17 protein-coding genes and 1 tRNA gene are annotated in these 25597 nt (G+C 49.5%); 9 read left to right on the forward strand and 9 right to left on the reverse strand.

Annotated elements, in window-relative coordinates; genetic code table 11:
- Window positions 1-3 precede the first annotated feature (3 nt).
- From gltX to mreB, 9 genes are all read right to left on the reverse strand, one after another.
- A complete protein-coding gene (gene gltX, locus AC812_RS13505; protein WP_061917339.1) occupies window positions 4-1512 on the reverse strand; it encodes a glutamate--tRNA ligase in 1509 nt (502 codons plus the stop codon).
- Window positions 1513-1529: 17 nt separating this feature from the next.
- Window positions 1530-2657 (reverse strand): FtsW/RodA/SpoVE family cell cycle protein, encoded by a 1128-nt coding sequence (locus tag AC812_RS13510; protein WP_061917342.1) that lies wholly within the window; start codon window positions 2655-2657, stop codon window positions 1530-1532.
- Between the two features lie 13 nt (window positions 2658-2670).
- On the reverse strand, window positions 2671-2937 hold the full coding sequence (gene minE, locus AC812_RS13515) for a cell division topological specificity factor MinE (RefSeq protein ID WP_061917345.1): 267 nt from the start codon (window positions 2935-2937) through the stop codon (window positions 2671-2673).
- Window positions 2938-2939: 2 nt separating this feature from the next.
- Complete coding sequence (minD, locus tag AC812_RS13520; protein WP_061917348.1) at window positions 2940-3743, reverse strand: septum site-determining protein MinD; 804 nt, start codon at window positions 3741-3743, stop codon at window positions 2940-2942.
- A 9-nt stretch (window positions 3744-3752) separates the two neighbouring features.
- A complete protein-coding gene (gene minC / locus AC812_RS13525) occupies window positions 3753-4487 on the reverse strand; it encodes a septum site-determining protein MinC (RefSeq protein ID WP_061917351.1) in 735 nt (244 codons plus the stop codon).
- 65 nt (window positions 4488-4552) lie between these two features.
- Complete coding sequence (mrdA, locus tag AC812_RS13530; RefSeq protein ID WP_061917354.1) at window positions 4553-6637, reverse strand: penicillin-binding protein 2; 2085 nt, start codon at window positions 6635-6637, stop codon at window positions 4553-4555.
- An 8-nt stretch (window positions 6638-6645) separates the two neighbouring features.
- Entirely contained in the window at window positions 6646-7146 is a 501-nt protein-coding gene (locus AC812_RS13535; protein WP_061917359.1) for a rod shape-determining protein MreD, read from the reverse strand.
- 6 nt (window positions 7147-7152) lie between these two features.
- Entirely contained in the window at window positions 7153-8001 is an 849-nt protein-coding gene (mreC, locus tag AC812_RS13540) for a rod shape-determining protein MreC (RefSeq protein WP_061917362.1), read from the reverse strand.
- Between the two features lie 45 nt (window positions 8002-8046).
- Window positions 8047-9108, reverse strand: coding sequence for a rod shape-determining protein (gene mreB / locus AC812_RS13545; protein WP_114676111.1), 1062 nt, complete (start codon window positions 9106-9108; stop codon window positions 8047-8049).
- A gap of 125 nt (window positions 9109-9233) precedes the next feature.
- Here mreB and AC812_RS13550 point away from each other — a divergent pair.
- From AC812_RS13550 to AC812_RS13590, 9 genes are all read left to right on the forward strand, one after another.
- Window positions 9234-9305, forward strand: a tRNA-Gly gene (locus tag AC812_RS13550).
- A 194-nt stretch (window positions 9306-9499) separates the two neighbouring features.
- On the forward strand, window positions 9500-9892 hold the full coding sequence (locus AC812_RS13555; RefSeq protein WP_061917365.1) for a response regulator: 393 nt from the start codon (window positions 9500-9502) through the stop codon (window positions 9890-9892).
- Window positions 9889-10350 carry a response regulator gene (locus AC812_RS13560; protein WP_061917368.1) on the forward strand — a complete coding sequence of 154 codons (462 nt, stop codon included), beginning with the start codon at window positions 9889-9891 and terminating at the stop codon, window positions 10348-10350. The genes AC812_RS13555 and AC812_RS13560 overlap by 4 nt, the downstream gene beginning before the upstream one ends.
- Window positions 10351-10360: 10 nt before the next feature.
- Complete coding sequence (locus AC812_RS13565) at window positions 10361-13636, forward strand: GAF domain-containing protein (RefSeq protein WP_062158936.1); 3276 nt, start codon at window positions 10361-10363, stop codon at window positions 13634-13636.
- Window positions 13633-15300 (forward strand): GAF domain-containing protein, encoded by a 1668-nt coding sequence (locus AC812_RS13570; RefSeq protein WP_061917373.1) that lies wholly within the window; start codon window positions 13633-13635, stop codon window positions 15298-15300. Before AC812_RS13565 ends, AC812_RS13570 begins: the two co-directional genes overlap by 4 nt.
- On the forward strand, window positions 15297-17003 hold the full coding sequence (locus AC812_RS13575) for a GAF domain-containing protein (RefSeq protein WP_061917376.1): 1707 nt from the start codon (window positions 15297-15299) through the stop codon (window positions 17001-17003). The genes AC812_RS13570 and AC812_RS13575 overlap by 4 nt, the downstream gene beginning before the upstream one ends.
- Entirely contained in the window at window positions 17000-19945 is a 2946-nt protein-coding gene (locus AC812_RS13580; RefSeq protein ID WP_061917379.1) for a GAF domain-containing protein, read from the forward strand. The genes AC812_RS13575 and AC812_RS13580 overlap by 4 nt, the downstream gene beginning before the upstream one ends.
- A complete protein-coding gene (locus AC812_RS13585) occupies window positions 19942-20724 on the forward strand; it encodes a ParA family protein (protein WP_061917382.1) in 783 nt (260 codons plus the stop codon). The genes AC812_RS13580 and AC812_RS13585 overlap by 4 nt, the downstream gene beginning before the upstream one ends.
- Window positions 20693-25597 (forward strand): GAF domain-containing protein, encoded by a 4905-nt coding sequence (locus tag AC812_RS13590; RefSeq protein WP_061917386.1) that lies wholly within the window; start codon window positions 20693-20695, stop codon window positions 25595-25597. The genes AC812_RS13585 and AC812_RS13590 overlap by 32 nt, the downstream gene beginning before the upstream one ends.

Consider the following 25597-nt stretch of genomic DNA (forward strand, 5'->3'; position numbering starts at 1 on the left):
GGCTTACGCAGGGCTTTGTTCTTTCATCTGTTTTAAAAGTACAACCGCTTTTTCCATCCTTTTTATGACGGTGTTCTTCCCAATGATTTCCATGCTCTCGAACAAGGGTGGACTGACTTTTTGGCCGGTTACAGCCACGCGGATCAAGCCGAATACCTGGGCTGGTTTCAATCCGGTTTCCTCCACCAATTGACGCATGGGAGGCTCAGTGGTGGATACCTGCATATCGGGTAATTCTTTGAGGATCGCCAATATCCTCTCTGCCAGTTCATAACTTTGCTTTACGGATAAATCCTTCACCAGCAATTCCTCGGGGACTGGCTGAACATCCTCAACGAAAAAGAAACCGGCTATTTCAGGAGCTTCATCCAGCGTGTGAAGGCGTTCCTGGATCAAGGGGGTGACTTTGAGCAAGGTTTCATCAGAAACCGAGTATCCTTTTTCAACCAGAAACGGCTTGACCCGTTTGGCCAGCTCTTCTATCGGCAAATGACGGATATGTAATCCGTTGAAATGATCAAATTTGGTAAAATTGATCGCCGCCGGTGCGGGGTTGAGTCGTTCCAAACTGAATTTTTCGATCAAATCGGCCATGGTGAAAAACTCGGTATGATCATCATAACTCCATCCCATCAACGCAATCCAATTGACGACCGCCTCCGGCAGATAACCAAGGCCTTGCAGATCTTTGATGAAAATGGAGTAACCATCCTTAATCAACTCAGCCGATTCGCGTTTGCTCATTTTACCCTTGCCGCTGGGCTTTAGGAAAACCGAAAGGTGAACCCAAACCGGTTCCTGCCAGCCAAAAGCGCGGTGAATCAGCCCATGTAAAGGAAAGGTAGGCAGCCATTCCGAACCACGAATCACATGGGTGATCTTCATCAGGTGATCGTCCACCGCAGCCGCCAGATGGTATAGAGCCAACCCATCTGATTTGACCAGAATGTAATCATCCAAAACCCTATTCTCAACCGTAATCTCTCCGCGCAGCAAATCGGTCACGGTTGTAGTCCCCTCCTGCGGGGTTTTGAAACGAATCACATACGGTTCGCCGGCCATTGCCCGTGCTTTCGCTTCGCCCGGTTCAAGCCGCCGGCAGGTGCCGTTATAACGCGGTGATTCCTTACGGCTCAATTGTTCCTGTCGAACGGCCTCCAAACGTTGAGGTGAACAAAAGCAGTAGTAAGCTTTTCCTTCTTCGATTAACTGCTGGGCATATTGCTGGTAAATTTCTTTTCTCTGGGATTGGCGGTAAGGTGCGTAAGGGCCACCCTTGTCCGGGCCTTCATCCCACTCCAGCCCCAACCAGCGCAATCCCTGGATGATTTCCTCCTCAGCACCGGCAACATAACGCTTTCGGTCGGTATCCTCAATTCGCAAAATAAATTGACCGCCGGTTTTCCGGGCGATCAAATAATTGTAGAGCGCCGTGCGCGCTCCGCCAATATGTAAATGCCCGGTCGGCGATGGGGCAAAACGAACACGCACAGGTGAAAGCGACTCGACCATAATGCTCCTTGTGAACTCTAAAAATCTAAGGTCTGGCTATGGGCAGCCACGCTTTCCACCAGCCCAATCCCCAGAACCAATGAAATCAACGAACTTCCACCATAACTGATAAACGGCAAGGTCAGGCCGGTAACCGGCAGCACATTTAAATTGACCCCAATATTAACCGCCATTTGAAAGAAAATCAAAATAGCAATTCCATAGGCAATTAAACTACCAAAAGCATCACTTGCCTTTTGTGCCACCCGCAGGCAACGGATGACCACGAAGACCAACAGTCCGATCACAAGGGTTGTTCCCACAAACCCGAACTCTTCCGCCATTGCCGAAAAGATGAAGTCCGTATGGCGCACTTTTAGAAAGCGTAATTGGACCTGGGTGCCAGCCCCGTATCCTTTGCCAAACGCCCCTCCATTTCCAATCGTGATGAGGGCTTGTTCAATGTTGTAAGTTTCACCGTGGCGGGCGTTTGGATCGGGGAAAAGGAAATTGACAATCCGGTCGACCTGATAAGGTTCAATAAAAGGTACATCAACTCCCGCCGCCAATAGACCGACTAAGAGAGCAAATACGGTTACGCCGAGAATTCCAAAAATGATGATATAACGAGTCGGCAAACCGCTAATCCACATCAATGCAAACCAGATCACAATGACGACGATGGAGGTGCTGAGGTTCGGCTGCAATAAAATCCACACCACCATTCCAAAAGTCATTAGCGCACTTTTGCCAATCCATAGTAAATTTTTGGGTTGATCGGCTGTACGGGAAAAATAATCTGCCAGCACAATGATCATGATAATCTTTGCCAGCTCGGAGGGTTGAATATTGATGATCCCCGCCCTAAACCAACGGGTGGATCCAAAGGCAGCCTCCCCAATGATGTTGATGCCAATCAACATCACCACCCCAAAAATGTACATCAGACGAGATAATGAAGACCAGGTTCGGTAATTGATCGAGGCGGTGATCAGGATGATCCCCATCCCCAAAGCCACATAAATGGATTGGCTTTGAACAGAACCAGCCAGTTCTTCATTACCGGCAATCGCCGAGCGGATCATCACAATCCCAAATACACACAGGATTAATACCGCCCCAAACAACCAGTAATCAAAATGACGCCAGACTTCTCGCCGTAACATTTATTTTCTTAAACTATCTCCGCCGGGCATTGGCAGGTTTCAATGGAATATCGGCAATTAACCGTTGCTCACGCCCATCCTGAGCCATATCAATTTTAACCGCCGAGGGATCAATCGCAACATGCCGCGAGATGACTTCGAGCAATTCGTTTTTCATCACTTCTAATTGATGCGGGGTTAAATCCGTCCGGTCATGAATCAAGACCAGTTTCAGCCTTTCCTTGGCTTGCTCGGCGCTTTTGTCTTTCTTACCCAGCAGTTGTTCCAACCAGCCAGCCATAATCATGCACCTCCTGAACGGAACATTCTGCTAAGCCGGGCAAAAAAGCCATCTTTTTCATCCAGGCTGAGGAATGGTACTTGCTCCCCGTTGAGACGTCGGGCAATATTCTGAAAAGCCAGACCCGCTTTGCTCTTCCCATCCAGCGCAACCGGCTGCCCGCGATTGGTAGAAACAACCACTGCCTCATCTTCCGGCACAATCCCAATTAATTCAACCGCCAGTAATTCAAGCACATCTTCGGCATTGAGCATATCGCCGCGCTTGACCAGATTCATATTGACTCGATTCAGAATCAGGCGAGCCGGGCCTTTCTCTTCTGCTTCGATCAGGCCAATGATTCGGTCGGCATCCCGAACTGCCGAAACTTCCGGATTGGTGACTACCAGCACCATATCAGCTGGCGCAAGAGCGTTTCGAAAACCGCGTTCAATTCCGGCGGGCGAGTCAATCAAAATCCAATCCACTTCATTGCGCAATTCATCGCACAAGCGAACCATGTCGCTTGGCGAAATGGCATTTTTATCTCGGGTCTGGGCAGCAGGGATTAAATACAACTCGGGCAGGCGTTTATCGCGGATCATGGCCTGTCGCAAACGGCAGCGTCCTTCGACCACATCAACCACATCATATACAATCCGGTTTTCCAAACCCAAAACAACATCCAGATTGCGCAGTCCAATGTCCGCATCAATGCAAACGACCTTATAAGAAAGTGCTGCCAGAGCAACGGCAATGTTTGCTGTGGTGGTTGTTTTTCCAACACCACCTTTTCCTGAAGTTACAGTAAGTACTTTGGCTGCCATTCTCCTCCCCTATTTCACTTTGGTATTCCAAATTTCAGTAATAATTTCATTTTTGACAATTCGCGCAATTTCGGCACCTTTATTTTTCTTTTTTATTGGTGGCACATAAAAAAGATTGGCTATGCGAAGTTGAGTTGGACTCATTTCCAACGCGCACACAACGCAATGCTCGTTTCCCTGTGCGCCGGCGTGGACTGTGCCGCGCAATCTTCCCCAAACCACCACATTCCCGTCCGCGATGATTTCCGCACCGGGGTTGACATCGCCAATCACCACCACGTGCCCGTGTGTCGAAACCCGAAATCCAGACCGCAGGGTTCGTTGAATCAAGATGGCATCCTCCCCCGGTAACTGCGTATCCATCGGACGCACGACCCGCTCTGGTTTTGGAGTCGAAAGGCGGGTTGCCAATCCCAAAACTTGCGCGGTCTGCTCCGTTACCGGTGAATGGCTGATAACCGCCCACAAAGAAATCTCGCGGTCAGAAAGGCGGTCTCGCAGGGCTCCCATTTGGGCAGCATGCAGAATGCGATTACCTACATCCAGTGCCAGGCGGGCGCCGCGGAAGAAGGTACCTTTCTCCTCGATTTGTTTCAACAAACGTTCCTGTAATGTGTCCCAATCACCCTCGCCAAGAGTTACCAGCAACCCCTCACGGATTCCTTTGATGGTGATTGCGGTATCTTTCTCGTTTCCGGTTTTATAACCGGGTCTTTCGTCTGGATTCGTTGTTCGGGTAATCATAACTATCCATTATAGCAAAGCCTGCCCAGCCATGTGGCTGAAAAGAGCAGCCGCTTTTGGGGGGTCTATTCGCCTTCATCAATCTTTTTCAAATCGAAGTAGGCTTCCATCGTTCGTCTCACAACCGGGGCAGCCAGCACCGCGCCTTCTCCGCCGTTATAAACGAAAGCAACCACCGCAATTTCGGGGTTATTGTATGGCGCAAAACCCACATACCAGGCGTGAGATGGCCAGTTGCCGCGTTGACACAAGCCCTTTTCTCGGGCAACGTTGTCGCAATATTCAGCCGTGCCGGTCTTACCGGCCGATTCAAAAGTAGCTCCAGCAAAGATCAGAGATGCGGTGCCTTCCACTGTTGTATATCGCATACCTTTTCGAACTTCTTCCAAAACCCACGGCTGTACAGTTTTCTTTTCACCGGTTTGGAAGAAATTTTCATCATAGATATTGATCACCGGATCTTTGGTGATGTCCCAGATCACCTGAGGAACAAAAGGACGAATAACCTCTCCCTCGCTGTTTGTGATTTCTTTGATCAGGGTCGGTTTCATCATCCGACCATTATTGGCAATCGTGGCTGCTGAAACCAGCACTTGCAATGGTGTAGCCAGATCATATCCCTCTCCCACCGCCGCCAGGTAAGTATCCCCGGTTGCCCAGTTCTCGCCCACGGTGCGCCGCTTCCAGGTGGGGTCTGGAACCAATCCATCCGCCTCACCGGGTAGCTCAATGCCAAAAGTTCGGCCATATCCCAGTGCCTGCGCATATTCCTTAAGACGCCAGACCCCTAAGCCTCCATTTGGCACCTCATTCTGATAACCACCACCCAGCTTGTAAAAATACACATTGCAGGAAACACCTACACCCTTTACAAAATTTACTTGGTCGTGACCTTTGCCGGTTGTTTTATAGGTGTAACAAACATATTCCTCAAACCGCGGGCGGGGGTCATTGGGAGCAAAACGTTGTTCCAATGTAATCACACCCGGATCGAAGATTTCTTGCTCCGGCGTTACCACCCCCTCGTTGAGCGCCCCAATCGCTGTTGCCAGTTTATAAACCGAACCCGGTGAATGTTCCGCCGAAATGGCATGGTTGAAAAGCGGGCGGGCGGGATCACGCGTTAATTGTTCATAATAATAAGCCGGGATGAAACGCGCCATCCGATTATTTTCAAAAGTCGGGTGAGAAACCAGCGCCAGTATCTCGCCGGTACGGACATCCATCACAATGACCACACCTTGCGTATAACGGTCCGGATCTCCAACGCGGATATTGTAAAACTGCATGTTATTCAACAATGCCGCCCGCGCAGCCGCCTGCAGGCGCACATCTATCGTCAGGTGGATATTATTACCCGGCACCGGTTCGATGGGTGGTTCAACATCACGGATGATTTTTCCAGCATTATCCACTTCCACGACTCGCCGTCCGTTTTTACCCATCAAAACATCATTCAGGCTGTTTTCCACACCCGCGTAGCCAACCTTATCCCGATTGGCAACAAAACCAAGATTTTCCCAATAATCCTGCTCAATTGCCGGGATAGGTCCCAAAAAACCGACAATCGTTGAAGTCAGCACGCCTGTTGGATAATCCCGAATGGGTTCGATCTCGATCTCCACGCCCGGTAAATCGGCGCTCTTTTCACGAATGACCATAGCGGTAGTTTCGTCAATGTTACACTTAACCCGAACGGGGCTGAATGGCGCCAGCGAATCGCCGATGAACACAATTTGGGCAATTCCTAAATCATTGAAGCAGGGGGTAAAGTTACGAACAGTTTCCTCGTTAATTTCCCCGTTATTGACCGGTACATTGATAAGGGAAGACAGCCGGCGGTAAACTTCCTGCACAGCCCCCTCATCGGTCGGAAGATTTGCCGGGATGATCACCACATTGTAGGAAGCAATATTCCGCGCCAGCACCGTGCCGTTGCGGTCAAAAATCAAGCCGCGCTGGGTTGGCAGCCGCACAATATTGGTACGATTGTCCTCCGCTCGTATCAAGTAGGCTTCACTTTGCAGGATTTGAATCGTGAACAAGCGAAACAAATAAAACGCAATCACCCCACCTATAACAAGGTAGGTCATGATCAAGCGCCAACCGCTGAGAAATTGAGGTGCGGGGGATGGAGTATTTTCGTTCATTTTGGAGATTAAATTACCTCAACCGGATAAACCCAATGAGCCAGATCATTGACAATCACAAATATCGGTAAGGCAAAAATCAAGTTCAACAGGGTACTGGGCAATGTTACCAGAGAGATACTCTCCTGAATAGGGAGCGCTGTCCCGTTGAAAAACAGTGCAAGGTAAGTGATTCCGTGATAAAGAATGGTTGCAACAAAGGTCATCAGCAGCATGGCTAAAATAGGGGTTTGCCAGACTTGCCGCTGCAAAAGCCTTCCAATGGCGGTGGCTACCAGATAGGCTATTAAAGGTACAAAGAAGGGGGTTGCAGAAACCAGCGATACCAGGGTGCCACCAATCAAGGTCCATTGCCACGCATGTTTGACCCGTTCATGAAGTGACCAGGCGATGACAAATAACAGCATTAAATCCGCTGTTCCCTGAAGTAGCGGTAACCGGCTGACAATTGCCAGTTGCAGCATCAGTAGAAGGGTAAAAATGGGAATGCCCAAAAGAGAGATCAACATCTCAAATCAAGGCACGCTGGTAGGGATCAACGGAGAAAAATCAACCGGCCGGAAATTGGTAATTACCAGAACCGCCTGCAATGTAGAAAAATCAACCACAGGTTGTACTGAGGCGGACTGAAACAACTCGTTGGATTGTTTACGCACCGAAATAACCTGTCCAATCAGCAAGTCGGCTGGATAAGTTCCTCCTAAACCGGAGGTTAGCACCAGATCGCCGGGTTGAAGCGGTGCATCCTGCGATACCATTTCAACGGTTAGATCGCCGGTTACCGATCCAACCAGTTGCGCCTCACTACGATGCGGCTCGATCCGCACATTCACAATTGAGGAAGGATCGGTGATTAACCTGACTCTGGCAGCCGTGGCGGTGACCGCATCAATTTGCCCAACCAATCCCTGATTGGTAATCACCGGCATTCCACGCCTTAATCCATCATCCGATCCGCGATCAATGAACACATATTTTAAGAACGGATTGGGGTCTTTACCGATTACAGCGGCTGCAACATACTGTCCACCCTGCGGATTGGATCGGGCAAAATCCAACAGGGCATACAACACCTGGGCTTCACGCAATTGTTGCTGTAATTCGATGATTTGAGCCTGCAGGCTGGTAACTTCTTGTTCCAATTGTTGATTACGTGCTCGAAGGGTTGCCACATCGCGCGGAACGGTGACAAATTCATAAACTGCCATGTAACGGGTCGCCAGCCATTCCTGCACATTGACCAAGGGTGAGAGCACAGTCCCCAACAGAGGGGTCAAAAAACCACTCAAAGCAAACAGGACAATCCCCACCCCTACCAGCAACAGGGTTGCGGTTTGCCAGAATCCAGAACCGGTTGTTTTCATGATATGCCCAGCATTTTAACACAACGGCCAAGCGACCAGGGTTGGTTATCGGCTGCCTGTACGATCCAATCCAACCAAAAAATCGGCATATTTATCCAGATCCTCAAGGATCATCCCCGCACCACGGGCAACGCAGGTCATTGGGTCTTCTGCAACCCATACCCGTACATGTAATTCATCAGATAGTCGTTCAACCAGTCCCTGCAATTGAGCACCCCCGCCCGCCAGACAAATCCCAGTTTCAATCAAGTCGGCCACAATTTCTGGCGGCGCTTCGTCAATCGCATCCTTGATGGTATCCACAATGACCTGAACCGAACCGGCGATGGCTTCTCGTATTTCTACTGAGGAAATTTCCAGTGTTTCGGGCAATCCACTGACCAGATTCCGCCCGCGAACGCTCATTGTCTTTTCCTCGGGTAAGGGGTAAGCCGAACCAATCTGCATTTTGACCAGCTCCGCCATTCGTTCCCCAATAAACAGGTTGTACTTGTTACGAATGTACTGGATGATATCCTGATCCATCTCATCACCCGCTACTCGCAGGGAGCGCGAAACCACAATCCCGCCCATCGAGATGATTGCCACCTCGGTTGTACCTCCGCCAATATCCACAACCATGCTTCCCTGAACCTCAGCAACGGGCAATCCCGCCCCTAGTGCGGCAGCTCGAGGTTCTTCAATCAGGTAAGTTTCTCGGGCTCCGGCAGACATCGCCGCATCATAGACAGCCCGTTTTTCCACTTCCGTTGCGCCAGAAGGAATACCCACAACAACCCGCGGGCGTGGCATCGGCACAACGGATTGTTGATGGGCTTTTCCAATAAAATAGCCCAGCATCGCCTGGGTAATCTCAAACTCCGAAATGACTCCATCTCGCAACGGACGCACCGCAATCACATTGGCCGGTGTGCGTCCGACCATCTCTTTCGCTTGTAATCCAATGGCAAGCGGGCGGCGGGTTCGTTTCTCAATTGCCACCCAGGATGGTTCATTGATAACGATTCCTTTACCCCGAACATTGACCAATGTATTGGCCGTACCAAGGTCAATGCCAATATCCAGAGAAAACAATCCCATCAGCCAGTTGAAAGGATTGAAAGCCAAATTGGTCTCCTTAATCCGTAAAGGATTTGTTAAATTTGTTCACAGATCAATCAAAAATTATACCATAGTGCAACATTACGGCGCTTGACATTCTTCGCCCAACTGCATATAATCCCAATCACAATGCGGGTGTAGTTCAGTGGTAGAACGTTTGCTTCCCAAGCAAAATGTCGTGGGTTCGAGTCCCATCACCCGCTCTAAGACAGGCACACTTATTTTCAACCGACTGGCAGGATCCTTGCACCAGTCGGTTTGTTTTATTTTTCAATAACTTAACAATAATGCAAGGGATGATGAGCCAGCCCCAAGAAAATACTATAATTTAACCGAGATTTTTCTAAATAATTTCCTCAAACGCTGCTTCCTCACTTTTCAAGGAGTGCCTCATCTGATGACCGCGGGAAAGAGTATCCTTTACATCGAAGACAATTTTGACAATCGAATGCTGGTTCGGCGTCTGCTGGAACATGAGGGCTTTTTGGTCTTGGAAGCCGAAAACGCCCATCAAGCTTTGGAGTTACTTCAAACTCGCATTCCGGATTTGATTCTGATGGACATCAATATGCCGGAAATTGACGGCTACACCCTCACCCGGCAAATCAAGACAGCTCCTCAAACCAGCCATGTGCCCGTAATTGCCCTGACCGCCAATGTCATGCGCGGCGACAAGGAACGTACCTTGCGGGCGGGTTGCGACGGGTACATCGAAAAGCCCATTGACATTGACACTTTCATTGATCAGGTCAATCAATTTCTGAACGGTAATCGAGTCAAGCAGCTATGAACACAACCTCAAATCAAAATCCTCAAAAACCAGCCCCGGCCGCCGGTACCACTGGCAGCCTGCTCAAAGATGTTACGGTTCTGGTGGTAGAAGATAATGTGTCCAACTTCGTGTTGATTGCCCGCATGCTAGGATTTTTAGGGATTCACTGCGAGTGGAAAACCTCCGGTTATGAAGTAGTCGAATTTGCGGATACGCTCCCCCGTTTGGATCTGATTTTGATGGATATTCGCCTTCCTTATGAGGATGGCTATTCGGCTTTTAACAAAATCCGCCAATCTGAGCGATTCAAGAATGTTCCGGTAGTAGCCGTCACCGCTGAAGCCAGTCTGGAGCAAATGAACAAAGCCCGCAAAGCCGGCTTTGACGGCTTTTTGGGTAAACCACTCGATCCCGATCGCTTCCCCGATCAAATCCAGCGCATTCTGGCAGGTGAACCCGTCTGGGAAATGGATTAAGGATTTTCTGATGACTCTTCCATCTACCCCGTCCCGAAAATCTTCTCCCACTTTCTTCAAGCGAATCAGGCATAAGGCTCTATTATTTTTGTTCTTGCTGGCAGTTTTCCCCTTACTGCTCTCGGTTGCTTCCACCGTCCTTGCAGTATCTCTGCTGCCACCTGCAACAAGCGGACAAACTCCATGGATTTTGATTCTTTCACAACCGGTATTTTGGGCAGGATCAGGGATCAGCCTGTTAATCGCTGCAGGGATCACCTGGCTGTTCATTCAGGTGTTCATCGTGCCGATAGAAAATCTCTCCACCCAAACCGAAAAACTCGCCAATGGGGATTGGAGTCAAAAGTTCACTGTTCAAAGCAAAGATGAAATTGGGAAACTGGCCTACGCTCTGAATCTGCTTCGCAATGAACTGGGACGAATGTACCGAAAAATTGAGTTACAGGCAATTTCTCAAAAAGCCGACCCATCTTCCGGGCTGGTTGAGTCTGGTTTAGACCTCACCGTTGAAGAGGACCGCCAGGAAAACTTCGACAGTGAGTTTTCCTTCGAACCGATTGAATTTGACCGCCAAGAGGAAAACCCGTTATATCACGCCGCTCAAAAAATCAATCACGCCGGTGAAGAATCTCAGATTAATCAAATCCTCGACGAAACTCTATCCAAAATCGATTATGTTTCGGCATTCTTTGACATCTACCCCAATAATTTGCGTCTGATGCATCTCCTTGACCGGCAGGTGCGGTATACCGAAAAGTCCCTGAAAGGGACCGCCATTCAGATTGAAAACCCGCAAACTTTATTTTCGGGCAAAGATTGTATTATCCTCGAACAAAAAGAGGAAATCAGTGAACTTGTCAATCTGTTCACCCTCTTTGAAAATCGCAATTGCAATTCCATCGCAATTTTCCCTTTACTGGTCAATCAACGGGTCGTCAGGCTGTTTGTCATTGGTTCGCGTAAGCCAACCCCGCTTTCGGCGGTGAACCTACAACCCTTTATCCATTTATCTCATACCATCAGTGCGGTACTGGAAAAACTTGGCAGCATCCGCAGCCTTCGCAGTCAAATGTCTGCTTATGAGACCCTGACCAGCATCAGTCAGGCGATCAGCAATGAATTCAGCCTGCAACCTCTTTATCAGTTGGTGCACCAAAAGGTCAGTGAACAAATTGGTGCGGATTTATCTTTTTCCTTCGCTATTTACGATCAAGCCAATCAAATTATCCAGTTCCCCTATCACTACGAAGACGGGAAAGTGACTTCCATTCCACCCTTCCCGTTGGGTGAGGGTCTGACCTCCTATATCATTCAGAATCGAAAATCGCTGCTGCTGCCCTTAAAGTTTGAACCGAAAGACTTACCCGCCAGCTGGAACGCTTATAAATACATGTATGCGGTTTCGGATGTTGAACGAGATGCCATGCGTTTAGGCGCAAAAATTGTTGGTAAGCCTGCCAAATCCTGGCTGGGTGTACCGCTGATGGTGGGCGGCCAGGTTCTTGGTGCAATCATCGTACAGGATACCCAAAAAGAAGAACGCTTTTCGGAAAAAGACCTGATTTTACTGGAGACAATTGCCCCCCAAATCGCCATTTCCATCCGCAATGCACAGCTGGTTGAGAACATGACCTCAACTTTGCAAGCCTACGATCAGGAACACACCCTGCTGAATGCCTTGCTGGAAAACGTGCCGGAGAAAATTTACTTCAAAGATCAGGAAGGGCGTTATCTGCGGGTTTCCAATTCCTTTATTGCCAGCCTTGGATACTCCTCAGCCAGTGAGATTACCGGCTACACTGATGAAGAATTAATCCCCGGCGAGGCTGGCAACCTCCGCCATCAGCATGACATGCGAGTCATTTCCTCTGGTATTCCTGTTGTCGGCGAAATGGTCGAATATCATGCGGAAAATGGAGAAACGCTCTGGGAGCTAGTTTCCCGTGTTCCGCTATTTTCAAATGCGGACCCCGCCAATAAAAACCCCTATGCTTTGCTGGTGATTTCTCAGGATATCACCGAGTTGAAGAGAACCGAAAACCTGAGCAACCGGCAGGCCCAACAGCTGCTCACCGCTGCCGAGATTGCCCGCGATGTGGCTTCCTCCCTGCAGACCGAACAAGTGCTGGTCAATGCGACTAACCTGATTCGCGAACGATTTGGTTATTACCACGCTTCGGTTTTCCTTGTGGATCCGACAGGAAAATACGCGGTGTTACATGAAGCCTCCGGCGAGATCGGGCAGAAGATGAAAGCTGCCGGACACCGTCTGGCTGTTGGCTCTCGTTCACTGGTTGGGCAGGCCGTTGCCAAAGCCGAAACGGTTGTGTCCAACAATACCCGCCAAAATCCCAATTATTACCCCAACCCCCTCCTTCCAGATACCCATTCGGAATTGGTTGTGCCTTTGAAAACCGCAAACCGTGTGATTGGTGCGCTGGATGTGCAAAGTGACCGGGTTAATGCCTTTACAACCGAGGACATTCACACGCTGGAAATCCTGGCAGATCAGCTGGCAATGGCATTGGAAAATGCCCATCTATACGCCCATGCGCAGGAAAATCTGGTCAAACATCGCTTACTCCATCAGATGACCACCGCCGCTTCTACCAGCACGAACCTCAGTGAAGCGATCCAGAGAACGGTTTATAACCTGCGAACATCTCTGGGCGAGGAACGTGTAGCCTTTTATCTCGCTGATCAGAGCGGCAACCTGTTCCTGCATACCGCCATCGGATTTGAGGGATTGGAAATCAATCAGATCAACATCCAGAACAGCAAACATCTGCTGGCAATTTCCGCCCGAGACCGCTATCCGGTGCGGGTTGGTCGTCTATCGTCGGGTGAGACCAATGTGACCATCCACCCGGAAACGCAATCTGCGCTGGCTGTTCCGATTCTTTTCTCGGATGAATTGCTTGGCGTTCTCACTGTGGAATCCGAGCAGGTGGATCGCTTCGACGAAAACGATCAGGAAATCATTGGCGCACTTGGCGACGCACTGGGTGCGATCCTCACCAATGCCCGTCTGGTGGATCAAATTCGCCAACAAGTTGAACGACAGCGGATGCTTTATGAAATCACCAGTAAAATTCGCCGTTCGGTTGATATCGAAACCATTCTTCGTACCTCGGTAAATGAAATTAGCAGGGCAGTCGGTGCACGCAAAGCCCATATCCAGATTAATCCAGGTGTTCAAAGTTCATCACGTGAGAGCCATGCTGCTTTAACATCCATCCCCGATGAACACAACAATGGTCACCACATTGAGGATAACGGCAAATGAACTTCATCCGCCAAATTAATCCTGCCCATACCCCTCCTCACATCTCCCGTTTAGGGGAGCTAGCCACCTGGCGCGAGCGTATCTTACAGACTACACTCCTCCTGTTTGCGCTGGCAGGCACAGTGATTTACTACCTTGCCATACAACGGGCAATCCAATATCAAGACCGCACCTCAATTTACCTGTACACCGGGGCATTGCTGGTAGCGCTTGCTTTACCCCTCCTCAGAAAATTATCCTTCAACCTGCGTACCCTGGCAATTCTGGTCGTCCTGTATGGTTTGGCCGTTCAAAATCTGGTGGTTTACGGCGTAACACGGAACGCGGTTGCCTATGTATTGGCCATTGTTTTCATCGCTGGACTTTTATGGGGGGTACGGGCTGGTGTTTTTGCCATCCTTTTCACCTTTGCCACGGTGGTGGGGATGGGCTACGGGATGAACTACGGGGGCATGAACCAGCCATTGCAGGAAACTCTATTGAATTCAATGAGTTTCGAAAACTGGGTCAATGTGGCAATTCATTTCAGCATCGTGGGCGGTTTCATTTTGCTGTCCATCTACACTATCTTGAACGGTTTACAAAGTTCATTGTTGCAACAACGAACCTTGACAATGCAATTGAACGCTGCCCGTCTGAACCTCGAAAAAAATGTGGAAGAACGAACCACAACCCTGAAGCGCCGTTTGAACCAGATACGTACCGCAGCAGAAATTGCCAGAGCAGTCAACACCTTTCTCGATCCCGAAACACTTCTCCAACAATCGGTTGACCTGATTCAAAAAGAATTTGATCTGTATTACGCCGGTATTTTTTTAGTGGATGAGCGCGGCGAATTTGCCGTCCTCAAAGCAGGCACAGGCGAAGCCGGCCGCCAGATGATTGCCGCCGGTCACAAACTGGCGGTTGGCGGAAACTCGATGATTGGCTGGGCAACAGCACGCAAAGAACCCAAAATTGCACTGGATACCGGGGTTGAAGCCGTCCGTTTCAACAATCCTTACTTACCCCTAACCCGTTCTGAAATGGCACTACCCATTATCAGCCGCGGTGTCTGCTTAGGTGCCCTGACCATTCAATCTACCCAACCCGAAGCCTTCGATCAAGATGATATTCGCATTTTGATGGGTATTGCCGATTCGCTCGCGACCGCCCTGGAAAATGCCCGCCTGTTTCAGGAAACCCAACAAAATCTTGAAGAGATCCGCGCACTCAACCGGGCTTACCTCATGCAATCCTGGGAAGACGCGGTTGCCATGCACGGCAAACTTGAGTACACCTACCAAAATCCCTCCGCCATTCAAGATGGAAAAGCATCTAACCAAATCCACATCCCCTTGACCCTTCGCGATCAGGCAATTGGTAACCTGACTCTTGAATTAGGCGATAAGAGCTTGACACCCGAAGAAATGGAATTTGTGGATGGGGTAATCAATCAAACCGCCATTGCTCTGGAAAATGCCCGCTTGATTCAGGAAACCCAACGTCGGGCAATGGAAGAGCAGCGCCTCAGTGAAATGACCGCTCAATTTTCGCGCGCAAATACCGTTGACCAGATTCTCAAAGCGGCTCTCCTTGAAATCGGTCACCTTCCCAATGTGGCTGAGGTGAGCGTCCAGTTAATTCCGCCGGTTGAAGATCAAATGGAGGAAGTTGAAGGATGAGTCAAAATCTCCCCACCCGCCCCTACTCCTCTTTATCATCCGCATTCAGCCGCGGAGGTGAAGTGGATGACCTGAGTGGCGCTCTCCAGCCCATTTTGAATCTCACCAGCGTACTCAGTCTGGCCGCCTACCTGTGGATTGCCTTTCAGAACGCCCTCACCCAACAGCCCCTCCTTCCACTGGCACTAGCTCCGCTGCTCGCACTCCTCCTGCTGGTTACTTTTCGTCAAAGCTTTTCAACCTCTTTACGGACTGGCTTCCTGATAATCTTTTATTTGCTGGTTGGTTTCGCCTTATTTTTACTTGGAGAGATGCAAAGCATTGGACTTCTCCTTTTCCTGACCGCGGTTCAAGTTGCCCTTATATTCTGGAATGGAAAAGCGGGCATGACCACTTTCTTGGTTAGTCTGGCACTCATTCTGACGGCGGGTATTTCTCTCCATTTTGGGTTGCTGAAACCATTTGGTCTGGGAACTCAATCCCTTGAACTCGTACCTTTCATCGGATTGATTGCGGCTTTCGTCCTTTCCAATTGGGTTTTGGCCATGATTTCCGGACACCTTCTCAAGGTTTACAACAGGGCAGCTTCTTCTGAAAAAGAACTCTCCCAAATTCTGGATGAAGAAAGAAAAAACCTGGAAGCGCGCATCGAAGAACGCACCCGGCTACTTACCCGGCAAACCAGCCTGATGGAAACCGCCGGTGAGATTGCCCACCAAATCTCAATGGAAACCAGTCAGGAAAATCTTTTCCGTAATACCATTCAACTGATTCGCGACCGTTTGGGATACTATCACGCTGGCATTTTCCTCATGGACGATACAGATGAGTATGCCGTACTGGTTTCTGCGCTGGGAGAAGCGGGTGAGAAGATGCTCGCCCAAGGTCACCGCCTTAAAAAAGGCGAGGAAGGTATTGTCGGAAACGTGGTTGCCCGTGGAGAGGCGCGCATTGCTTTGGACGTCGGCAAGGATGCAGTCCACTTCAAGAATCCGCTCTTGCCTTACACCCGCTCTGAAATTGCCCTTCCCATCAAGATTGGAGATCGAGTGCTCGGCGCATTAGATATTCAATCTACCGAGCCGGAAGCGTTCTCACAGGTGGATATTCAATCGCTTCAAATTATTGCCAATCAACTGGCAGTGGCATTGGAACGCATCCGACTGATTGACCAGCTTCAACAAACTGTAGCCGATTTGGAAAGCGGGTACCGCACCGAAACCCGCAAGTCCTGGCGGATGTACATCCGCAGTAGTCGTAAAACCCGCGGTTTTCGCTATGATCCTGATCGTAAGCAAGTTGAACCAATTCCCGTTGTGAAAAATCCTTCACAATCTTTATCGGATGCCCAAACGGTACAGGTGCCGCTGCACAGCCGAGGTGAAGTGATCGGGGTGCTCAATATTAAGTTCAAAGGCGGGCAGCCGTCTCCTGAAATTCAGCGGCTTCTTCACACAACTGCAGAACGGTTGGGTTCAGCTCTGGAAACCGCCCGTTTGTTGGAGGAATTACAACTCCGTGCCGAGAGAGAACATCTGGTAGGCGATCTTGCCACACAGGTACGCTCCAGTACCGATTTCGAACAAATTCTTAAGACAACCGCCCAGCAAATCAGACAAAAACTGGGTTTACGCGAAGTAACTGTCCAGATTCTTCCTTCGCAAGAGATACAGCATGGGGATTATCCACTGGAGGTTTCATGAATATCGGATACCAGAGCAATTTGATGAGGATAATCTCGCAAGAAGGCGTCGAGCCAGCGTATCGCCGTGATCGCTTTGCTGCCGGCGTGGCTCGGCTTGCTGCCATTATTCTTGGAATTACAAGTGTCATCTTCCTGCTAACATCCTTCAATCAACCTTACTGGCAAATCTTTACTCTTACATTTTTTAGCGCGGGCGGCTTTCTTGCATCTCTTTTCGCCGCTACTTTTCCTGAGAAAGAAGCCGCCGAAAAGCGCACCTACCTGCTTGCTCCAACGCTTTCAATAAGTGCCATTGCTTTCAGTGCTCTCATTGTCAATGTCGCTTTGCCTTTGGCAATCATCCTCTTTTTGGTATTGACTCTTCTGGTCACCGGTTCCCTTGAAGGTCAACGAAGGGATACCGGTATCTCTCTGGCTTTCTTTTCAGCACTGACGGCTGTCATCGCCGGCAACTTTTTACCTGTCTCGCAAGTCAGGTTGCCGCAGATTGAATTGTTCATTCCGGTATTGTTGGGCATCTTAATGATGGTTTATATCATCTTGTTGATGCTGGAAGTTCTTTCCGCCACATTACGCATCAAACTGCTGACAATTTCACTGGCAATTGCCATTGTCCCATTACTGGTCATCTCGATTATCAATTCGCGTTTCTTTCAGGATGCTCTGCGTAATCAGACCAATCAAGTCCTTCTTCTTGCAGCCCAGCAGACTGCTTCTAAAGTCGATTCGTTCTTTGAAGAAAACAAACAATCCATTGCCAGTGAAGCTTCTCTGGCTGTATTTTCGAACTACCTTTCGCTTTCGCCTTTGTACCGCCCTAACAGTACCCAGGAAGTGGCAGCTACTCTGACCTTGCGTTCGTTATCTTCCCGTCAACAGCGCTTTCTGCGTTCTTATGGTTTGGTTGATGCGGAAGGCAAAGCCGTTCTGGATATTAATCCTCTTCAAATCGGGCAAGACGAATCTCAAAACGAGTACTTTACACTCCCGCTCACAACTGGGCAGGTTTATGCCTCACCTGTAATTTTTGACCCGAGATCTCGGAATGGATATATCTATTTCTCAAGCCCGGTACGGAATCAACGCCAGCAGGTAATCGGTGTTTTGCGCGCTAAATTTGACGCCCTGATCTTGCAGGAATTACTGGAGCAAGAGGTAAATTTGGTGGGCATCCGTTCCTACCCAATCTTGCTCGATGAGAATTATTTGCGTCTGGCCGATACGCTCATTCCCAACAGTATTTATAAACTGGTCATGCCGCTGCCTTCGGACGTGATGGGAAAATTGATTCAATCCAATCGTGTTCCGAATTTACCACTTTACGAAATGAGCACCAATGATGTTGCCCTCTCGGCAGGTTTGGAAAACTATTTGAACTCCCCCTTCTTTACTGCAGAATTTCACCCGGATGATCCCAGCCATCCTGAAATTGGTGCCATCACTCGCTTGAAAACCAACCCGTGGTATGTGGTCTTTGTCCGCGAACAGACTACTTTTGCCGGCTTAGTCGCACGGCAAGGCCGCTTATCCATCTTAATTTCTACCTTGATTGCTGGGTTGGTGGGGTTAATTGCCAGCGTGGTTTCCGGCTCGTTTAGCCGGCCGATTGTTCGTTTGCAGCAAACTGCAGAGCTGATCTCCTCCGGTGAGCTGGATGCACAGGCGCAGGTAGAAACCGGTGATGAGATTGGAAAACTGGCTCAGGCATTCAATTTTATGACCAACCAGTTGAAGAACCTGATCAACACGCTGGAAGACCGGGTTCGAGAGCGAACCCGTGAACTCGCCCAACAAAATGAGGCATTGCTCTACAGGACACGCCAGTTGCAAACCGTTTCGGATGTAGCCCGCGGTATCGTTTCGACCCAAAAACTGGAAAGTCTGCTGAACCAGCTCACCATCCTGATCAGCGAACGATTTGGGTTTTATCACGTGGGCGTTTTCTTGTTGGACGAACAGAAGGAATACGCCGTTCTGCGAGCAGCAAACTCAGAAGGCGGTAAACGGATGCTTGCTCGCCAGCACCGGCTCAAGGTCGGTCAGGTTGGTATTGTGGGTTATGTAACCGGTAGCGGAGAAGCCCGTATCGCCACTGATGTTGGTAAAGACGCAGTCTTCTTCAACAATCCCGATTTACCTCAAACCCGATCCGAAATGGCACTCCCCCTCAAAGCAAACAACGAGGTGATCGGCGCTCTGGATGTGCAAAGTACAATACCCAACGCCTTCACCCAGGAAGACGTTGAATTATTCAGCATCCTGGCTGATCAAATTGCCATCGCCATCCTCAATAACCGGCTCTACACCGAAACCCTGCAAGCGCTGGAGGAATCTCAACGCGTTCACCGGCTTTACCTGCGTCAGGAATGGAGCAAAGAAGCCGGAGAACGACCGGTAATTGGCTATCGGGCAACACCTCATGGTTTGATTGCATTGGAAGAGATGCGCGAACAGGAAATTTCCGATGTGCTGCTCTCCGGAGATGTTATCGTCCGCCCGGCAAAGGAAAGTCAACCGGCGGCATTATCGGTTCCGGTCAGGCTGAGAGGTGAAACCGTTGGGGTGATTCACATTGAAGATGATCAAATTGCCGATCGGGTTTGGAGTGAAGAAGAAATTCGTTCCATTCAGGCAGTTGCTGATCAGGTTGGGCTGGCTCTGGAAAATGCGCGTTTGCTGGAAAAGACCATCCGTCGCGCTGAGCGCGAGCGCCGCGTTTTGGAAATCACCAGCAAGATCCGCTCCACAAATGACCCGAACACGATGATCGAGATTGCCATTCAAGAATTGAAACGCACTTTGAATGCCAGCCATGCTCAAGTCATATGGAAAGATACTGGTGAAGAAACCACACCTCCACAACAGCAGAGCAATGAACCATCCACTCTACAAAAACGGAATAACGGATCAAACGGTTCGAGCAGGAAGGGGCAGGTATGACTTATTTTATTTCCATCACAAACGAAAAAGGCGGAGTTGCCAAAACGACTACAGCGCTCTCTCTGGGTGCAGCCCTGGTTGAAGCGGGGCGGCAGGTGTTGCTGGTTGATTTGGACGCTCAGGCCAATCTAACCCTCGCACTGGGAACGGATCCCCTCAACGGACATGCAACCATTCTGAACGCCGTTGCCGATCAATCTCCCATCCATAAACTATGGCGGGAAACCGGTATTCCGGGTTTATTTTTTATCCCTTCCAATCATGATATGGGCTATAGCGAACGAATTTTGCCCGCCCGTCCCGAATATGAATTTACCCTGAAAAAGGCGTTTTCCGAAATCTCGCTGCCGTTTGATTATGTAATATTTGACTGTCCCCCCTTTTTGGGTTCCGTGGTGATTAATGCCCTGACCGCGTCGCAATTACTCATCATTCCTACGCAGGCAGAGTACTTTTCCATTTATGCCTTGAAAAACATGATGAGTTTAATCCGCCGCATTCGCTCGCAAACCAATCCCGATCTCACCTACCGGCTTTTACTCACCATGTTTGATCGCCGCAACCGCATCCATCGAACCCTGAGTGAACAGTTACGTGCAAGTTTTGGCAATGGTGTGCTGGAAACCGTCATCATGGTGGATACCCGTCTGCGGGAAAGTTCCATTGCCGGTCTGCCGATTATCTACCATGCTCCCAAAAGCCGTTCTGCTTTGCAATACCGCGAATTAGCCCAGGAGATCCTGCAATATGTCGAAAAAGCAATTGCTCAACCGGCTTGACCATCTCTTTGCCAACATTACGGAAGATGCCGCCGAGCAGATTCCTCCCCCTCCACCCCCACCGACGGTTCTGCCACAATGGAAGTGGGAAACAGACGAAAGCGGCTGCATTATTTTCTGTGAAGATGCCATAAAGGTTTGCCTGGGTTACTCACCGGATGAGATCATCGGTCAACCCTTATCTTCATTTGGGTTGAGCAGTGAATCGGTTACTGCATTGCAAAATGCCTTAAATCAGGATGTGTTTCCCATTGATTTGTCCGTCGTATTTCAATCCAAAAGCGGTAACCCTGTACCAGCCCGTCTGACCATCTTCAAAAAAGGCGCATTAAACGGCGAGAAGGGCGGTTTTCGTGGTTTTACCCAACCCTTGTTAGAGAGCAAGCCGGTAAAACCTCAATCAGAGAATGAGGACATTCCGAAAACCCAATTTGCCAGCCAGCAAACAACCCCAAGCGCAAGAAAAACGCCAGTCAGGGCTCCGATTCAGCCAAAAGCCCAAAAAGCCGCCCCTCCTTCGGTCAGACCTCGTTCAAAATCTATTCTTGAAAACCCGGCCATCATCACCGTTCCTTTGAAAAAGAGGCAACAAGAAATCGGCATTCTTGAAATCATGGCCGATGGCGTACAACGCCGTTGGAGCGAAGAAGAATTACTACTGGTACAGGAAGTTGCCAATCAACTTGGCCTTGCAATCGAAAATGCAGAATTGTATGCTGCTGTTCAACAGGAACTCAACGAGAGAGTTCGCGCCGAACAAGAGATTTTACGCCGCAACAAAGATCTCGCTGCTCTGAATGAGATTGGTCAGCAAATCTCGCGTCTGACCGATAAAGATCAGATCATTGCCACCTTACAGCAAGCGCTTGTGCAACTGTTGAACTGCCGCAATTTGACCATTGCGATGCTGGATTCCGATCAGCAAACCCTGACTTTTCCCGTGCATACCGTTGATTCAAACTCTCAACCCTTACCCCCCAGGCCACTTGGAGATGACCTGATCAGTTATGTCGTTCACAGCCGGGAGGTTTTACGCATCAATCGGGATGTGGCAAACGCCTTATCTGCCAGAAAAATTATCCCCGATCAACCCATTCCTGCTGCTCTTCTTGCCGTCCCAATGGTCACCGCCGAAAAGGTTATGGGTGTCATTTACCTTCAAGAGTTTGAGCAGGGTGCTGGTTTTTCAGATATTCAAGCAGACTTGCTTTCCACAATTGCCTCTCAGGTAGCCATTGCTCTGGCAAACGCCAATCTCTTCCAGGAAGTTACCACCGCCCTGCAAGCCATCGAAAAACGTGAACGCTATCAGGCTAACGTGGCTCAGGCAGTTGCCACATTGACTGAAAGCGGCGTTCGCGGTATTCCCGCCATGTTGGGCTTCCTTGGCGAAGCAGCCCAATGCGATTACATCTACTTTGCCAGTGCACGGGAAGACGAACAGGGCTTGCACTGGATCGTTACCGACCATTGGATTGCCCCTCAAATCCGCCCCGGTTCTGATCTGGTCGTACGGCAGCCGCTTTCTGCCGCTTTGTTCCCTAACTGGGCCTCAGCGTTGAAAGAGAAAGGCTGGTTTTCCGGTCAGCCTGAAGATTTCGAAGGGCGTGAACGCGAGTTCCTCCGTCAGCGCGGTATTCACTCCATCCTTTTACTGGCTGTACCGGGTAATCGCGATATTCCCAGTTTTATCGCATTCGAACAAAGGACTGCCCGAGCCTGGAAAAATGATGAAATCGGCGTGTTACAGGTGGCGGCAGATGCACTGGCGAACACGTTCGTCCGCCAAGACCTGCTGGAACAATTGCGATCCTCGCTGGATGAGACCGAAACGCTGTATAAAATCAGCCATAATCTGGCTTTGGCGGGTGATTACCACGAGATGGTGCGCGCCATTGCCGGCGGGATCACCGATGAAAAGGTGAATCGCATTGTATTGGTTCTGTTTGAACAATCCGATCCATTAAGTACCCCACTCCTGCGAATTGCTGCAACGTGGCACTCAGGAAGAGGTGCCCATCCCCCGTTGATTGGTACCGAATTGGATTACGCCACCTACAATCCGCTGGTTTCAATTGAAACCCCCGCTTTTTATAACGATATCTATGATTTAGGAATTTTGCCCGCCGCCCGTTCGGCACTGGAAGAGTTAAATGTACGCTCGATTGCGGTTTTACCCCTTTGGGCTGCTCGCAAACAATTAGGTGCTTTACTCTTTCTTTCAGAAGGGTTGCATTACTTTACGATACGTGAGATGCGCACCTTCCCGCCACTCGTGGATCAGATGGCTACCGCCATCGAGAACATGCGCCTGTTCGAACAAACTCAGGCAGCCCTTGCCGAAACCGAACTTTATTACCGGATCAGCAGCGGCATTGCGCAAGCAGGTGATGCCAACGACTTGGTTGATCTGGTAATGACCGAAATTCTGCCAGCCAACGCAGAACGGGTGTCCATCATCCAGATGTTCAACGACCCAAACGGTGTGCCGCTGGAATTTGAGGTCGTTGCCAGCACCTCGGTCAGCGGTAACACGGAACTGGCTAATATTCGCCAATCCATCAATCATTTACCGATTCTCAAGGAATTGCGGGAAGAACCGATTGTATTGGATAATCTTGAAAATAGCCGGTTGGATTCCCTTTCTAAACAAACCCTGAAACAGATGGGGGTTGCTTCGGGTATTTTTGTGCCATTGTTCAGCGCCGGAAAAATTGTTGGTATTCTGGCAGCCACTTCCAGTCAACCCGCCAGTTACGACATGGAAGAGGTACGTGTGCTGAATGTGGCGAGCAGTGGTGTGGCAGTAGCGTTAGAAAGACAACGCCTTCTCAAAGAAGCCCAGCGCCGCGCCCTTGAACTTCAAGCTGCTGCCGAAATTGCCCGCGATACCACGAGCGTCCTTTCTCAAGATGAATTGCTCAACCGGATCGTCAATCTCCTTCGCGAGCGATTCGGTTTTTACCACACTGCCATCTTTTTGGTCAACGACGAAGGCACCCACGCCATTATTCAGCAAGCCAGCGGAATGGGCGCCCAGGAAGTCATGCGAAGCAATCAAAAGATTGCGGTCGGCTCCCGCTCGATTATTGGCAAAGTAACCGATACTGGCAGTCCGGTGCTGGTCAATAATGTTGCTGAAAGCCCTATCTACCTTCCCAATCCGCACCTGCCCGAAACACGCTCGGAGTTGGGCATTCCCCTGCGTATTGCTGACCGTATCATCGGCGCCTTGGATATTCAATCCGAACGTCCGAATGCCTTTCAGGAAGACGATCTGGGAGTGTTCCAGATTCTGGCTGATCAGATTGCAGTGGCCATTGAAAATGCCCGCGCCTACGAGCTGGCTCAAAAAGCCTATCAGGAAATGCGCGAAGTTGACCGCTTGAAGTCTCAATTCCTCGCCAATATGAGCCATGAATTGCGAACACCCCTCAATTCGATTATTGGCTTTTCGCGGGTCATCCTCAAAGGGATTGATGGCCCGATCAACGACCTCCAGAGACAGGATCTCACCTCGATCTACAACTCCGGTCAGCACTTGCTCGGCCTGATCAATGATGTCCTTGATCTTTCCAAAATCGAAGCCGGAAAAATGGAGCTGCAATTCGAGGAAGTGAACATTGCTGATTTGGTCAATTCTGTCATGTCCACGGCTGTGGGGTTGGTAAAAGACAAGCCCATCAAACTCAATCATCAAGTGGAACCTGATTTACCGGTTGTAATTGCCGATAACACCCGCATCCGTCAGGTTTTGCTCAACTTTATCTCCAATGCGGCAAAATTCACCGATGCCGGCTCCATCACCGTGGAAGCCAGGAAATCTCTCAGCCCTGATAACAAACCTGAGGTCATGGTCATTGTTACCGACACAGGCCAGGGAATTGACGAGAAAGGACGGGAAAAATTATTCCTGCCGTTCTCTCAAGTGGATGATTCTCCCACCCGCAAAACTGGTGGAACCGGCCTGGGTCTGTCCATTTCCCGCTCCTTTATTGAACTACATGGCGGTCGGATTGGCTTGTTATGGAGTGAAGTGGGTAAAGGCAGCGCCTTCTACTTCACCCTGCCGGTTCAGCAGCCAGCCAAACAGACCAGCGAACTTAAATCGGATGAGATTTTATCCAAAACCGAAAAAGTGATTCTGGCCATTGACGATGACCCGCAAGTCATAAAACTATACGAACGCTTTTTACAAACCAGTGGTTACAAAGTCGTTCCGCTCACTCAGCCAAAACTTGCCGTTGAAAAAGCCAAATCTCTCAAACCTTTTGCAATCACCCTGGATATTATGATGCCTGAGGTAGATGGTTGGCAGGTCATTCACGCCTTGAAGAATGATCCCCAAACTAAAGATATTCCGGTCATTATTTGCAGCATTCTGGAAGAGGAAGAAAAAGGATTTAGTCTGGGCGCAGCCGATTATCTGGTTAAACCTTTCCTTCAGGAAGATCTGGTCAATGCGGTTTACCGCCTGAACCGCCAAAACCGAATTCATCGCATTCTGGTTGTGGATGATTCGCTGGAAGATCAGCGTCTGATTCAGAAAACACTTGCGGAGCAAAAGAATTTTGAGATCTTCGCCGCATTCGATGGTGAAAAAGCCTTGCAGATGATTCACAATATCAAACCAGATGCGGTCATTTTGGATCTCTTCATGCCGGGATTGGATGGTTTTCAGTTATTGGAGAAAATTCGAACCGCTCCCGAATACCGTAACATACCGATCATCATCCTCACCGGCGCCGATCTGACTCCCGAACAGCATCTTCAGCTGGCCAGTTTCAGCCAGAATATGCTTAATAAAAGTTATTTGAGGGAAAAAGACTTGCTTAATCACATTGAGCAGGCTTTACTTCGTATTCAAGTCTAA

The organism is Bellilinea caldifistulae, assembly GCF_001306055.1.
GTDB classification, from domain to species: Bacteria; Chloroflexota; Anaerolineae; order Anaerolineales; family Anaerolineaceae; genus Bellilinea; species Bellilinea caldifistulae.